Source organism: Microbacterium sp. LWH3-1.2, from assembly GCF_040675855.1.
Taxonomy (GTDB): Bacteria; Actinomycetota; Actinomycetes; order Actinomycetales; family Microbacteriaceae; genus Microbacterium.
The window spans coordinates 1,964,625-1,978,296 of sequence record NZ_JBEGIK010000001.1 but is presented as its reverse complement, the minus strand read 5'-3'; the positions used below and the strand labels follow the sequence as shown (position 1 = coordinate 1,978,296).

Here is a 13,672-nt window from a genome sequence, read left to right as displayed (position 1 = left end):
GCCAGGCCTGCTCTGGAGAGGCGGGTCCATAATGGGGGCATGTCAGATGACCCGACGTCCGACGCGCGTCTCTACGCACCTGCCCAGGTGGGCGAGGTGCTCGGCGTGTCTGTCGACGAGGTCATGGCTCTGGTCCACGAAGGGCGTCTCCGGGGAGTGCGCGTCGGTTCCCCCGCACGCTGGCGGATCGATGCGGCGAGCGTCGGAGAATACCTCGACGATCAGGCCGAGGAGGCGCGGCGCATGGCGCTCTGGCGTCAGTCTCAGAACGCCAGCTTCCCCGAGCTGTGGGGCGGGAGCATCATCCGCCACCCGGACTGACGCGGCACCCGCGGATGCACGGCCGGTCGAGCCGATCGCCAGTCAGGGGATCGGGGGCGCCGCGTCGGCCCGGATCCACCCGATCGCCGTGAAGGGCACCAGCCGATAGCCCGAGACGGCGTCGGCGCGCCGCGGCGCGCCCGGGTCGTGCACCGCGAGGTCGAGGTGGTCCGCGCCGGCGCGATCGATCGTTCCGGTGAGGACCCGCCCCGAGACGAGGTGCACCGCGACACCGGCCCGTCGCCGCACGAGGTCGCGCAGGACGAAACCGAGGGTGAGCCGATCGGCGAGGGGCGAGCGCGGCGGGGCAGGACGCGCCGTGCGCAGCAGGTCGGCATGCGGCATCCCCACCGCGCCGATCGCGGCGAACGGCACGATCACCGCGCCGCCCGGCCCATCGGCCGGCGCCAGGGCGACCCAGTCGGCGCCCACGCCCGTCACCGACGCGCGCAGCGTCGCGCCGTCGGCGAGGTCGAACGACGCGACCGTCGGCGCGACCCCGTCTCGTGCCCCGAGCAGCGTCAGCCGCTCCGAGAGCTGCACTCGCGAGAGCCGCAGGCGCTCGGCTTCGGTGTCGAGCGCGGCGCGCTCCGCCTCCCATTCGGAGGCGAGCTGATCCTCCAGGTCGTCGAAGAAGCGGTCCCAGCGCACTCAGCGAGAGTAGGGCACCACGGTCGATCGGTCCGCGAGTTATCCACAGCCGACCGGGCCGGATTTTCCTGAGAGTTCGCTGTGTGGTCTACTGTCCGGGAAGACATCCCCCTGTCGAGATTGGCACCCATGGCACCGACGCCCGCGGGCACCGCCCGCGTACCGTATGCGTCCCGCAGCAGCGCGCAGGTCGCAGAGTTCTTCGCGCCGCAGCGGACGCCGTCCACCGCTCTCCCCACTCCGGAGACGTTCCTGCGCAACCTCACCGTCGGCGTGCTCGAGGTCTTCGCGGGTGTGCGTGAGGTCGACCAGCTCGCCCGCTGGCTCACCGAGGACGCTTACCGCAAACTCCTGACGCGCGCGAACCTCGCGACGCGGGCGCGCAGCGCACGTGGCGTGGCGGCGAAGCGCCCCGTGCACACGATCATGTCGGTGCACGAATCGTCCCCCGCCGACGGCATCATCGAAGCGGTCGTCGTCGTACGCGGACCGGCGCGGACCCGCGCCCTCGCCGTGCGGATAGAGGGCATGGACGGCCGCTGGCGCGCGACCTCGCTCGCGCTGCTCTGATGCACCCGCCGACGTTCGCGCGCGCCGCAGGGCGTCGCACGCGCGTTGCGCCGGCGCCCACGACCCGGCGACGGAACCGGCCTCGACGATGCGGCCGGTCCCGTCGTCAGCTCTTGTCGTCCTTGTCGATGAGGTCGAGCAGCGACCGGAGAGCGTCGCGGATCTCGTAGTGGTCGTGCTGACCCGCACGGCTCTCCGCCGCGATCACACCCGACCGGTGGACCTTCGCGAAGTCGCCCACCGGGAACGAATACGCCTGTTTCGTCTCCTCGTTCTCCCGGTGGTCGATGCCGAGGTGCCAGTGGGAGAACTCCGTCCATCCCTCTCGTTCGATGTACGAGTTCTCCTCGTCGGCTGTCGGTGCGGCCTCCGACCAATCGTCGCGTTCATCGCGCACGACCTTGCCGTCCCGGATGAGCGCGCGCACATGGCGCAGCGCCGGCTGGTTCAGTTCGATGGACATGCCGCGAAGGTACGACGCCGTTCCCCGTCACGCGAGGGGGTTGACGGATGCCGCGGGCCGCGGCATCCGTGGCTTCACTGCTTGTACGACGAGAGGAAGTTGCCGAGACGCTCGACGGCCTCGGACAGCACGCGCGCCTCGGGCAGCGTGACGATGCGGAGATGGTCGGGGGTCGGCCAGTTGAAGCCGGTCCCCTGCACGAGCAGCACGTGCTCGGCGACGAGGAAGTCGTAGACGAGCTTGGCGTCGTCGCGGATCTCGTACACGTTCGGGTCGAGGCGCGGGAACGCGTAGAGTGCGCCCTGAGGCTTGAGGCACGTCACGCCGGGAATCCGCTCGAGGCCCTCCCATGCGGCATCCCGCTGCTCGTGCAGGCGCCCCTCGGGGGCGATGAGCGCGTCGATCGACTGCACCCCCGACAGCGCCGCCTGCACGGCGTGCTGCGCCGGGACGTTCGGGCACAGCCGCGTGGAGGCCAGCAGCTGGATGCCCTCCAGGAACCCGGCGGCGTGCTTCTTGGGACCCGTGATGACGAGCCAGCCGGAGCGGTAGCCGGCCACGCGATACGTCTTGGAGAGCCCGTTGAACGTGAGGCACAGCAGGTCGGGCGCGAGCATCGCGAGCGGGATGTGCTGCGCGTCGTCGAACAGGATGCGGTCGTAGATCTCGTCCGAGAGCAGCAGCAGCGAGTTCTCGCGCGCGATCTCGATGATCCCCTCGAGCACCTCGCGGCTGTAGACGGCGCCGGTGGGATTGTTCGGATTGATCACGACGATCGCCTTGGTGCGCGGCGTGACCTTCTCGCGGATGTCTTCCAGCGAAGGCTGCCACCCGTCGTCGGGATCGCACCGATAGTGCACGGGGGTGCCGCCGGCGAGGCTGGTCATCGCGGTCCACAGCGGGTAGTCCGGCGCCGGGATCAGCACCTCGTCGCCCTCGTCGAGGAGGGCCTGCATCGTCATCGTGATGAGCTCGGACACGCCGTTGCCGAGGTAGACGTCGTCGGGGTCGAACTGCGGGAAGCCGGGGACCTGCTCGTACCGCGACACGACGGCGCGCCGCGCCGACATGATGCCCTTGCTGTCGCTGTAGCCGTGCGCATGCGGCACGGCCTCGATCATGTCGCGCACGATCTGGAACGGCGCCTCGAACCCGAAAACCGCGGGGTTGCCGGTGTTCAGCTTCAGGATCGTGTGCCCCTCGTCCTGCAGCCGGTCGGCCTCGGCCAGTGCCGCTCCGCGGATCTCGTAGAGAACGTTCTGGAGCTTGCTCGACTGATCGAGGGGACGGAGGGGACTCATCGCCCCAGGATATCCGCGGCCGAGGAGGGCCAATGAACGTCAGGTGGCCCGCGCTCCGGCGCGGGCCACCTGACGGGTGTCCTACTTCTTTCGCTGCTCGGCCGCGCGACGCTGCGCGCGGTTCAGCGGCGCCGGCGCCACAGCAGGCGCCTCGGCATCCGTCCGCTGGCCGAAAGCGCCGCGCTGCGGCTCGGCGGCAGGCGCGTGCTGCTGGGCGGGTGCCGCGGCGGCGGCGGCCGTCGCCTGACGCAGGCGGGAGGTCGCCGCCTGCTGCACCTGGCCGCGGTCGTTGCGCACCTCGACCTCGCCGGCGTCGTTCGACGCCGAGTACTGCAGGCGCTGGTTGTCGACGGGCTGGGCGCCGAGACCCTTGGCCTCGACCTGAGTGACCTGCTCGGCTCCGGCCTCGCCCTGACGGCGGACCTCGACCTCGAGGTTGTAGAGGTAGCCGACCGACTCCTCCTTGATCTGCCCCATCATCGCCTGGAACATCTGGTAGCCCTCGCGCTGGTACTCGATGAGCGGGTCGCGCTGGGCCATCGCGCGCAGGCCGATGCCGTCCTTGAGATAATCCATCTCGTAGAGGTGGTCGCGCCAGCGGCGGTCGAGCACCTGCAGCACGACGCGACGTTCGAGCTCGCGCGTCGCAGCCTCGCCGAGCGTGTTCTGCCGTGTGTCGTATGCGATGCGCGCGTCGGAGAGGATCTCGCGCTTCAGGCCCTCCGAGGTGATGCCGCCCTTGCGACCGGCGGCCTCGGCCACGACCTCGTCGATGGTCACGCCGACCGGGTAGAGGGTCTTGAGCTCCGTCCACAGCGCGTCGAAGTCCCAGTTCTCGCTGTGACCCGCGCCGGTGTGGTCGTCGATGACAGCGTTGATGGCGTCTTCGATGAAGTGCTGCACGCGGTCGGCGATGTCGTCGCCCTGCAGGATGTGGCGACGGTCGGAGTAGATCGCCTCACGCTGGCGGTTGAGGACGTCGTCGTACTTGAGGACGTTCTTGCGGATCTCGGCGTTGCGCGCCTCGACCTGGCTCTGCGCCGATTTGATCGCGCGCGTGACCATGCCCGACTCGATCGCGACGTCGTCGGGGAAGTTGGTGCGGGCGATGATCGCCTCGGCCGCGCCAGACTGGAAGAGGCGCATGAGGTCGTCGGTGAGCGACAGGTAGAAACGGCTCTCACCGGGGTCGCCCTGACGGCCCGAGCGACCGCGCAACTGGTTGTCGATGCGTCGCGACTCGTGGCGCTCGGTGCCGAGGACGTACAGGCCTCCGGCCTCGACGACCTTGGTGCTCTCCTGGGCGACGCGGTCGCGCATGGACTCGTACACGGCGTCCCACTCGGCCTCGTACTCGTCGGGCGTCTCGACGGGGTCGAGGCCCTTCGTCTTCATCTCCTGCACCGCGAGGAACTCGGCGTTGCCGCCGAGCATGATGTCGGTGCCGCGGCCGGCCATGTTGGTGGCGACCGTGACAGCGCCCAGGCGCCCGGCGCGCGCGACGATCTCGGCCTCGCGCGCGTGGTTCTTCGCGTTCAGGACCTCGTGCTTGATGCCCTTCTTCGCCAGCAGGCGCGAAAGGTACTCGCTCTTCTCGACGCTCACGGTACCGACGAGCACGGGCTGGCCCGCCTCGTGGCGCTGGGCGATGTCTTCGACGACCTGCGCGAACTTCGCCGTCTCGTTCTTGTAGACGAGGTCCGCCTGGTCCTTGCGGATCATGGGCTTGTTCGTCGGGATCGGCACGACACCGAGCTGGTAGGTGGACATGAACTCGGCCGCCTCGGTCTCGGCGGTACCCGTCATGCCTGCGAGCTTGTCGTACAGACGGAAGTAGTTCTGAAGCGTGACGGTGGCGAGCGTCTGGTTCTCGGCCTTGACCGGCACGGCTTCCTTGGCCTCGATCGCCTGGTGGATGCCCTCGTTGTAGCGGCGGCCGACCAGGATGCGGCCGGTGTGCTCGTCGACGATCATGACCTCGTCGTTCATCACGACGTAGTCGGTGTCGCGCTTGAAGAGCGCCAGCGCCTTGATCGAGTTGTTCAGGAACGAGATGAGCGGCGTGTTCGCCGACTCGTACAGGTTGTCGATTCCGAGGTAGTCCTCGACCTTCTCGATGCCGGGCTCGAGGACGCCGATGGTGCGCTTCTTCTCGTCGACCTCGTAATCGACGCCCGCGTCGAGCGTCTTCGCGATCTTCGCGAACTCGACGAACCAGCGGTTCGCCTCGCCCGACGAGGGCCCCGAGATGATGAGCGGTGTACGCGCCTCGTCGATGAGGATCGAGTCGACCTCGTCGACGATGGCGTAGAAGTGACCGCGCTGGACGAGGTCCTCCTTGCGCCACGCCATGTTGTCGCGCAGGTAGTCGAAGCCGAACTCGTTGTTCGTGCCGTACGTGATGTCGCAGTTGTACTGCTCCCGGCGCACCTCCGGCGTCTGGCCGGCGACGATCGTTCCGGTCGTCATGCCGAGCGCGCGGTAGATGCGGCCCATGAGCTCGGACTGGTACGACGCGAGGAAGTCGTTGACCGTGACGACATGCACGCCCTCGCCCGCGATCGCATTGAGGTACACGGGGAAGGCGCCGGTGAGCGTCTTGCCCTCACCGGTCTTCATCTCGGCGATGTTGCCGAGGTGCAGGGCGGCGCCGCCCATGATCTGCACGTCGTAGGCGCGCTGGCCGAGCGTGCGCTTCGCGGCCTCTCGGACGGCTGCGAACGCCTCGGGCATGAGCTGGTCGAGCGTCTCGCCGGCCTGGTAGCGGGCCCGCAGCTCGGCGGTCTCCCCGCGCAGCTCCTCGTCAGTGAGGTGCTCGTAGTCCTCTTCGAGGGCGCCGACGGCCTTCACGACCTGCTGGAGCCGCCGGAGGATGCGACCCTCACCGGCGCGAAGCAGTTTCTCGAGGGGGTTGGCCACGGAGTGTCTCCATCTTCTGGCTTTCGGGAGCGACGCAACGGCGCCAGTGCCGCCCGGGTGCATGGCCCCAGGCATACCTGCCTATGTTATCCACCCGTGACCTTGGTGTGCGCTGGGTGTGCAGTCGTGAGCACGCGCGACACGCGCAGGAGTGCCGCATTCCGTTCGGTTGCATTCCGGGTATGCATATACTCGGTGACTACATACTCGGTATGCCCTACGGAGAGGTGCGACATGGTTGTCTGGCGTCGATGGATCTTCCCGATCCTGCTGGTGCTCGTGCTGGGAATCGCCGCGGCCGCGCTGGTGAAGATCGCCTTCCTCCCCGACGCGGCGCCCGCCGCCGCGGCACAGCCTTCCGCGCAGATCGCCGATCCGGTCGTCCCCGTCGAGCGGGGGGCCGTCACCAACGCACTCAGCCTGCCGGGCACGATCGCCAGGGATGGCGGGTATCCGATCCGCTCGGAGATCGACGGCACCGTCACTGCGGTGCATGTCGGCGAAGGGCAGACGGTCACGGCGGGGCAGAAGCTCTTCACCATCAAGCAGGCCGACCCTGTCAAGAACATCGATGTCCTGGCTCCCGAGGCGGGCGACGTGACCGAGATCACCGTCGTGAAGGGGCAGCCCGCCTCGATCGGCGGCGAGCTCTCCTCGCTGACGCCCGCCCGGTTCCACGTACAGGCCACGGTCGACCCGGTGCAGCTGTACCGCCTGCAGGGTGCGCCGTCGGAGGGATCCGTGACGATCCAGGGCGGCCCCGCGCCTTTCACGTGCACCGGACTCAAGGTCTCCGTCGCCGAGGACGGCACCACCACCGTCACCTGCGCAGTGCCGGCCGATCAGGTCGTCTTCGCGGGGCTGCAGGCGCAGCTCGACATCGACCTCGGCACCGTCTCGGACGTGCTCGTCGTGCCGACGACCGCCGTCAAGGGCGGGTCGGGAACCGGCGTCGTCTGGGTGGATGCCGGCACCGGGGAGCTGGAGGAACGGGACGTCGCGCTCGGGGTGAGCGACGGGGCCATCGTCGAGGTGACCGCAGGCCTCGAGGAGGGCGAGCAGGTGCGCCAGTACGTGCCCGGCGTCCTCGCGGGCGAGGACCCCGTCTGCTACGACGACGGCATGGGCGGCGAGTACTGCGAGCCCGCGGGGTGGAGCTGGTGACCCTCGTCCGCCTCGAAGGCGTCGCCAAGCACGTGCTCCTCCCCGACGACAGCCGCCTCGACATCCTGCGCGGCATCGACCTCGCCGTTGCCGCGGGAGACCACGTCGCGATCGTCGGGCGCAGCGGCTCCGGCAAGTCCACGCTCTTGAATCTGATGGGCATGCTGGACCGCCCCTCCGAGGGCGCGGTGTGGTTCCGCGGGGAACCGGTCCGGAAGATGAGGCGCGGCAAGCTCGACAGACTGCGTGGGCGCAACGTGGGCTTCGTCTTCCAGCAGTTCAACCTGCTCGCGGGGCGTACGGCGCTCGAGAACGTCGAGATGCCGCTCGGCTACGCGACCGGCCGGGAGTTCTGGCGCCGCCGGCGCACCGCGACCGAGATGCTCGAGCGGGTCGGCCTCGGCCATCGCGTCGAGTCCACGCCGGAGCAGATGTCGGGCGGCGAGCAGCAGCGCGTGGCGATCGCCCGCGCCCTCGTCCGTCGCCCCGCGCTGATCCTCGCCGACGAGCCCACCGGCGCCCTCGACGTCGAGACGGGCGGGACGGTCATGGAACTCCTCGACGACATCGCCTCCAAGGCCGACGCCGCGCTCGTGACGATCACGCACGACCTTCACGTCGCCGCCCGCGCCCGGCGGCATTACCGCCTCGAGGCCGGTGTGCTCACGCCGTTCGACCTCGGCAGCACGCCGGCACCGTCGGCGGACTCGTCCGCACCTGAGCTCGCGGCCAGCGTGGAGGAGCCGGATGCCGAAGCCGAGGCATCCGTCGACGTCGCAACGCGGGACGGCGAACCGGAGCATGCGGAGGTGACGTCGTGAGCGGCCTCATCGGAGCGCTGGGCGAAGCGTGGTCGGAGCTGCGCCACCATAAACTGCGGGTGCTGCTGAGCCTCATCGGCATCGCGGTCTCGGTCGGCGCGCTGACCGCCGTCGTCGCCCTCAGCGAGTACCAGCGGCAGCAGATGGCGGAGCAGTCCGACCAGAGCGGCGGGAGACCTGCCACGCTGTCGATCACGGCGTCGCGCGCCGACGGTGCGCCGATGGACTGGGAGTCGTTCGACGCCCACCTCGACCGCGTCGCGGAGAGGTACTCGTTCTCGCACCTCACGCGCATCGTCGACCCGGTGCAGTTGCAGGTGCAGACGCCCGAGCAGGTGCGGCCGGTGATGGCGCGCCTCGTCGACCCCGCGTACGCGGTGATCCACCGCTCCCCCGTGCTCGAGGGGCGGTGGTTCCAGGACGCGGACGCCGAGCTGCTCGCTCCCCCGGTCGTGATCACCGAGGCACTGTGGGACGTCTACGGCCGCCCCGCGCTCGGGCCGGGATTCGCGCTGACCCTGCAGGGCGACCTCACCGGGCAGTACACGGTCGTCGGCGTGACGCCCCGGCTGTACGCCGGCGACGAGGAGAAGCGCGTGACGCTCATGTTCGTCTCCTACGCCGCGCGCCGCGATGCCCTGCCGGCGGACGCCATGATCGCGTGGGAGACGTGGGTGCCCCAGGACGGCGTCGCCGACCTCGGGCCCGTGCTCGCGGCGGATCTGCGTGCCGGCCAGGATGACATCCAGGTCAACGTCAGCCGCACCGACTGGGCCTCCCGGCCCGACGCGCAGAGCTCGATGGCCGTCTTCGAAGCCGTCACGGGCGGCATCGCCGGCCTGGTGCTGCTCCTCGGCGGTCTCGGGCTCGTCAACATCCAGCTCGTCGCGATGCGCCAGCGCATCCGCGAGATCGGCGTGCGGCGCAGCTTCGGCGCGACGCAGGGACGCATATTCACGTCGGTCCTGCTCGAGAGCGTCGTGGCGACGGCGGTGGCGGGCGTGATCGGCATCGCGATAGCGGTCGCGGTCCTGAAGGCGCCGTTCGTGATGGACATGTTCTCCGGCCTGCAGGACATCCCGCCGTTTCCGGTGCGCGCCGCGGTCACCGGACTGGTCGCAGCCGTCGCGATCGGCGCACTGGCCGGCTTCATCCCGGCGCTCATGGCCGTGCGTTCCAACGTCATCGACGCCCTCCGCTTCTAGCCGTTCAGGCTTCTGCCCCTCCACCCGAAGGAGATCCCATGTCCGTCCGACAGAGTCTGCTCGCGATCCTCGATCAGGGCCCGTGCTATGGCTACCAGCTGCGCGCCGAGTTCGACCGGCGCACCGGATCGACCTGGCCGCTCAACGTGGGTCAGATCTACAACACGCTGGACCGCCTCGAGCGCGACGGACTCGTCGAGAAGGGCGACGTCGACGAGCACGGTCACGTCTACTGGGAGATCACGGATGCCGGAGCCGCCGAGGTGCGGGACTGGCTGGCCTCACCGGTGCAGCGCGCGCAGGCCACCCGTGACGAGCTGGCGATCAAGCTCGCGGTCGCCGCGACTCTGCCGGGAGTGGAGGTGGCGGACATCATCCAGACGCAGCGCCGCGCCTCGCTCGCGCAGCTGCAGGAGCTCAACCGCGCCAAGTACGCCGGCGCGAACCCCGACGGCCCGGAAGAGCTGGCGTGGTCCCTCGTCGTCGATTCCATGATCTTCTCGGCCGAAGCGGAGGTCCGCTGGCTCGACCACTCCGAGCAGCGCCTGGCGCTGCATCCGCATCACGCCATGGCGCTCGAGCTCTCGACCGACAAGCCCAAGCGCGGCCGCCCGGCTCGCGCCGAGGCATCCGTTTCTCCCGAGAAGGCACGATGACCGACACCGTGCTGCGCCTCATCGGGGTGACGCAGCAGTACGGCACGGGGGCGACCGCGGTATCGGCGCTCTCCGGCGTGGACTTCGAGGTGAGCCAGGGCGAGCTCGTCGCGGTGATGGGCCCGTCGGGCTCGGGCAAGTCGACGCTGCTGTCGATCGCGGGCGGACTCGCGATCCCGACGACCGGGGAGGTGATCGTGGAGGGCCAGTACCTCAGCGAGCAGACTCCGGCACAGCTGGCCCGGCTGCGTCGCCGCTCGCTCGGCTTCGTATTCCAGGACTTCAACCTCATCCCCACGCTGACGGCGCTCGAGAACGTCACGCTGCCCCTCGAGCTCGACGGGTTCCGGGCGCGGGTCGCGCGTCGCGCGGGGCGGGACGCCCTCGCGTCCGTCGGGCTCGAGAACAAGGCTGATTCCTACCCCGACGATCTGTCGGGCGGCCAGCAGCAGCGCGTGGCGATCGCCAGAGCCGTCGTCGGCGGCCGACGTCTGATCCTCGCCGACGAGCCCACCGGCGCGCTCGACTCGGTGACCGGCGAGATGGTGCTGAAGATGCTGCGCGCGCGGGTGGATGCCGGGGCCGCCGGCATCCTCGTCACCCACGAGGCCCGCCACGCCGCCTTCGCCGACCGCATCGTCTTCCTCCGCGACGGCCGCATCGTCGACGAGTCGCGCCGCGCAAACGCGGACTCGCTGCTGGCGGCCCGATGACGAGCACCCTCGAGCGGAGCGTCGACGCGCCCACTCCCCCGCCGCTACCCCACCCCGACCGAGGCTCGCGGACGGCCCGCTGGCGGGTCGCGATCCGGATGGCGCGGAGGCAGCTGCGACGCGCGTGGGTGTCGAGTGCGCTGGTGACGACGCTGGTGGCGCTTCCCATCGCGGGCATGACCGGGTTCCTCGTCTTCACCGCGAGCGCCATCGCCACCCCGCAGGAGCGCACAGCAGCCGAGCTCGGTGACATGGAGGCGTGGATCGCCCCAGCCGGCGTCCCCGGCGAAGGGTTCTGGCAGGTGCCGTCAGAGCCGGAGTGGAACGGATACCCGATCGACGCCGACGGCGTCATGACGATGCCGGATGGCGAGCCGCTGGACGATCCGGCCGGGCTCCTTCCCGCCGGCACCGAGGTTCTCACCGTCTCGAGGGGGATGGTCTCGATCGCCACCGACGACGGGTCGGCGCTGCTCCCGGCCTGGGCCGGCGACACGTGGGATCCGCGGTTCGCCGACGCGTTCGAGCTGGTGTCGGGAGATCGGCCCGTGGCGGATCGCGACGCGATGGTCACCCCCGCCGCGCTCGAACGTCTCGATCTCGAGATCGGCGATGCGTTGCGGCTGTCGGACGGGCCGACCTACACCGTCACCGGCACCCTCGATGCGGGGACCATCGCCGACGGCGTCGCTGCCGTGTTCCTCCCCGAGCAGGCCCGTGACTCCGTCGGGGGGACCGAACGCTGGTACCTCCCGGAGCGCGAGCTGTCGTGGGCCGATGTGCAGCGACTCAACGAGGAGGGCGGCTTGGTCGCCTACTCGCGCGCCGTGGCGGTCGACCCGCCGGAATTCTCGAACCGCTACTACTCGTCGGCATCCACCGACCGGTGGGCGAAGATGTGGCCGCTCGTGCTCATGCTTTCCGTTGCGGCGCTGTTCGCCGGCTACGTGGTGGTGATGCTCGCGGGGGCCGCCTTCGCCGTCGCGGCCCGTCGCCAGCAGCGCGCCCTCGCGGTCGCCGCAAGCGTGGGAGCGGACCGTCGGGATCTGTCGCGGACGGTGCTGCTGCAGGGAACCGCGCTCGGTCTCGTCGGCGGCGTGGTGGGCATCGCCGGCGGGATCGGCATCGCCGCGCTCGTGATCACGCTGAGCGCCTACGGCAGCGTGACGCAGTTCTGGGGCTTCCACGTGCCGTGGGAGCTGGTCGCCGCCGTCCTCGTGTTCGCCGTGATCGTCGGCACGGTGTCTGCCTGGATACCGGCGCGTAGAGTCGGTCGCTCCGACACTCTCCAGGCGCTACGGGGCGCGCGCCGACCGCAGAAGCCCGTCGCCGCGCGCCCGCTCTGGGGATCTGTGCTGATCGTGAGCGGCGTGGCGATGACGCTGCTGTGCGCGTTCGCCGTCGCGACCATCAACGCCACGAACGCCTTCGGCTACGACTCGCCCCTGCGCTACCTGCCCGCCTACGGCATCGTCGTCGGGCCGATCGTCGCACAATTCGGCATCCTCCTCTCGGGGCGATGGCTGCTGTGGACTTCGTCGCGTGTTCTCTCCCGCACGGGCGTCGTCGCGACCCTGGCGTCGAGGGACGCCGCCGCCAACGCGTCACGCACCGTCCCGGCGTTCGCCGCCATCGCCGCGACGGTGTTCATCGGCGTCTTCGCGCTCGCGCAGTCCTCGATGCAGACGGCTCAGACGGCCCGTCTGTGGTTCTACGACGCGCCCCCCGGGAGCATCGCGATCCCGATCTGGCCCGGTGCCTCGTCCCTGGGCGCGCTCGACCCGCAAGGCGCCGAGGCCGGCGCCACCGCCGCTCTCCAGATCGCGCGCGACGCGGGCGCGGACAGTGCGGCGGTCGTGTCCCGCCAGTTGAACAGCGTGTGGGAGTACCCGTCCGCCGAGGAGGTGCCCGAGCACGTGACCCTCACGATCGCCCTCCTCGGAGAACAGCATCTGCTCGACCCGGACGTGAACGACTCGTACTCGTCCTTCGGTCAGGACCCCGGCAATCCGATCTCCGTCGTGGCCGCCGGAGACGTCGCGGACGTCATGGGCGTGCAGCTGTCCGCATCCGCCCTCGCCGCCTACCGGGATGGCGCCGCACTCGTCGCCGACGATCGATTCGTCTCGGAGGGGGCGATCGACATCGCGACCTTCGCCGGTGCCGACGTCTACGAGGGACGCGTGCCCGACAACATCTGGGAGCGTCGGCCCGACGCTCCCGCGGTCGCCGAGCCGCAGCGCACCGAGCGCCTGGAGGCGATCGTGGTGGATGCCCCCCTGCAGCCGGTCGCGATCGCCGTCGACCCCGGCACCGCCGCGCGGCTCGCCATGGTGCTGCTGCCGGAACGGGTCGTCGCGACGACCCCGGCACCGCTGGGATCGGCGGAGCGGGACCGCATGCAGGCGCAGGCGGAGCTCCTGAGCGGCGCCTCCTTCACGCTCGCACCCGCCGTGGAGGAAGGACCCCCGAGCGATGCGGCGTGGATGGTGCCGCTCCTCGCGGCCGTGGCCGTGCTCGTGCTCGGCGCGAGCGCGGTCGCCCTCGGCCTCGCCCGGCTCGAGCGCCGACCCGACGATGCGACGATCGCCGCCGTCGGCGCGACACGATCGCTCCGACGCGGAATCGGGTTCTGGCAGGGGTTGATCATCGCCGGATTCGGCACGCTCGCCGGGGCCGCGGTCGGCGTGCTCCCGCCGATCGGCTTCTCGATCCAGTCGGGAGGCGCCCAGCAGCTCTCGGACGTTCCGTGGTGGCTGATCGCCGCGGTGGTCGTCGTGCTCCCCGTCGCGATCGCGGTCACCAATTGGCTGGTTCCCCCTCGAAACCCCGATCTGACCCGCCGCACGGTCATCACCTGAGCATCGCCGCGGGCCGGGGAAGCGGCA

General features: G+C 70.3%; 12 protein-coding genes. 8 read left to right on the top strand and 4 right to left on the bottom strand.

The window, feature by feature from the left end; translation table 11 throughout:
• Positions 1–39 precede the first annotated feature (39 nt).
• A complete protein-coding gene (locus MRBLWH3_RS09065; RefSeq protein WP_363430792.1) occupies positions 40–321 on the top strand; it encodes an excisionase family DNA-binding protein in 282 nt (93 codons plus the stop codon).
• A gap of 42 nt (positions 322–363) precedes the next feature.
• Here MRBLWH3_RS09065 and MRBLWH3_RS09060 read toward each other — a convergent pair whose 3' ends face one another.
• Entirely contained in the window at positions 364–972 is a 609-nt protein-coding gene (locus MRBLWH3_RS09060; protein ID WP_363430790.1) for a hypothetical protein, read from the bottom strand.
• Between the two features lie 129 nt (positions 973–1,101).
• Here MRBLWH3_RS09060 and MRBLWH3_RS09055 point away from each other — a divergent pair, with 129 nt between their 5' ends.
• Positions 1,102–1,542 carry an Rv3235 family protein gene (locus tag MRBLWH3_RS09055; protein ID WP_363430788.1) on the top strand — a complete coding sequence of 147 codons (441 nt, stop codon included), beginning with the start codon at positions 1,102–1,104 and terminating at the stop codon, positions 1,540–1,542.
• A 106-nt stretch (positions 1,543–1,648) separates the two neighbouring features.
• Here MRBLWH3_RS09055 and MRBLWH3_RS09050 read toward each other — a convergent pair whose 3' ends face one another.
• The 3 genes from MRBLWH3_RS09050 to secA all read right to left on the bottom strand — a co-directional run bounded on the left by MRBLWH3_RS09050 (position 1,649) and on the right by secA (position 6,225).
• Positions 1,649–2,005, bottom strand: coding sequence for a hypothetical protein (locus tag MRBLWH3_RS09050; RefSeq protein ID WP_363430785.1), 357 nt, complete (start codon positions 2,003–2,005; stop codon positions 1,649–1,651).
• Between the two features lie 74 nt (positions 2,006–2,079).
• Positions 2,080–3,306 (bottom strand): pyridoxal phosphate-dependent aminotransferase, encoded by a 1,227-nt coding sequence (locus tag MRBLWH3_RS09045; RefSeq protein WP_363430783.1) that lies wholly within the window; start codon positions 3,304–3,306, stop codon positions 2,080–2,082.
• Positions 3,307–3,387: 81 nt separating this feature from the next.
• Complete coding sequence (gene secA / locus MRBLWH3_RS09040) at positions 3,388–6,225, bottom strand: preprotein translocase subunit SecA (RefSeq protein ID WP_363430780.1); 2,838 nt, start codon at positions 6,223–6,225, stop codon at positions 3,388–3,390.
• Positions 6,226–6,459: 234 nt separating this feature from the next.
• Here secA and MRBLWH3_RS09035 point away from each other — a divergent pair, with 234 nt between their 5' ends.
• The 6 genes from MRBLWH3_RS09035 to MRBLWH3_RS09010 are packed head-to-tail and all read left to right on the top strand — an operon-like array spanning position 6,460 to position 13,645.
• On the top strand, positions 6,460–7,389 hold the full coding sequence (locus MRBLWH3_RS09035; protein WP_363430777.1) for an efflux RND transporter periplasmic adaptor subunit: 930 nt from the start codon (positions 6,460–6,462) through the stop codon (positions 7,387–7,389).
• Complete coding sequence (locus MRBLWH3_RS09030) at positions 7,386–8,210, top strand: ABC transporter ATP-binding protein (protein ID WP_363430774.1); 825 nt, start codon at positions 7,386–7,388, stop codon at positions 8,208–8,210. The genes MRBLWH3_RS09035 and MRBLWH3_RS09030 overlap by 4 nt, the downstream gene beginning before the upstream one ends.
• Positions 8,207–9,415, top strand: a complete 1,209-nt coding sequence (locus tag MRBLWH3_RS09025; protein WP_363430771.1) for an ABC transporter permease — start codon at positions 8,207–8,209, stop codon at positions 9,413–9,415. Before MRBLWH3_RS09030 ends, MRBLWH3_RS09025 begins: the two co-directional genes overlap by 4 nt.
• Positions 9,416–9,453: 38 nt before the next feature.
• Positions 9,454–10,071 carry a PadR family transcriptional regulator gene (locus tag MRBLWH3_RS09020; RefSeq protein ID WP_363430768.1) on the top strand — a complete coding sequence of 206 codons (618 nt, stop codon included), beginning with the start codon at positions 9,454–9,456 and terminating at the stop codon, positions 10,069–10,071.
• On the top strand, positions 10,068–10,784 hold the full coding sequence (locus MRBLWH3_RS09015) for an ABC transporter ATP-binding protein (protein ID WP_363430765.1): 717 nt from the start codon (positions 10,068–10,070) through the stop codon (positions 10,782–10,784). Before MRBLWH3_RS09020 ends, MRBLWH3_RS09015 begins: the two co-directional genes overlap by 4 nt.
• Complete coding sequence (locus tag MRBLWH3_RS09010; protein WP_363430762.1) at positions 10,781–13,645, top strand: ABC transporter permease; 2,865 nt, start codon at positions 10,781–10,783, stop codon at positions 13,643–13,645. Before MRBLWH3_RS09015 ends, MRBLWH3_RS09010 begins: the two co-directional genes overlap by 4 nt.
• Positions 13,646–13,672 lie beyond the last annotated feature (27 nt).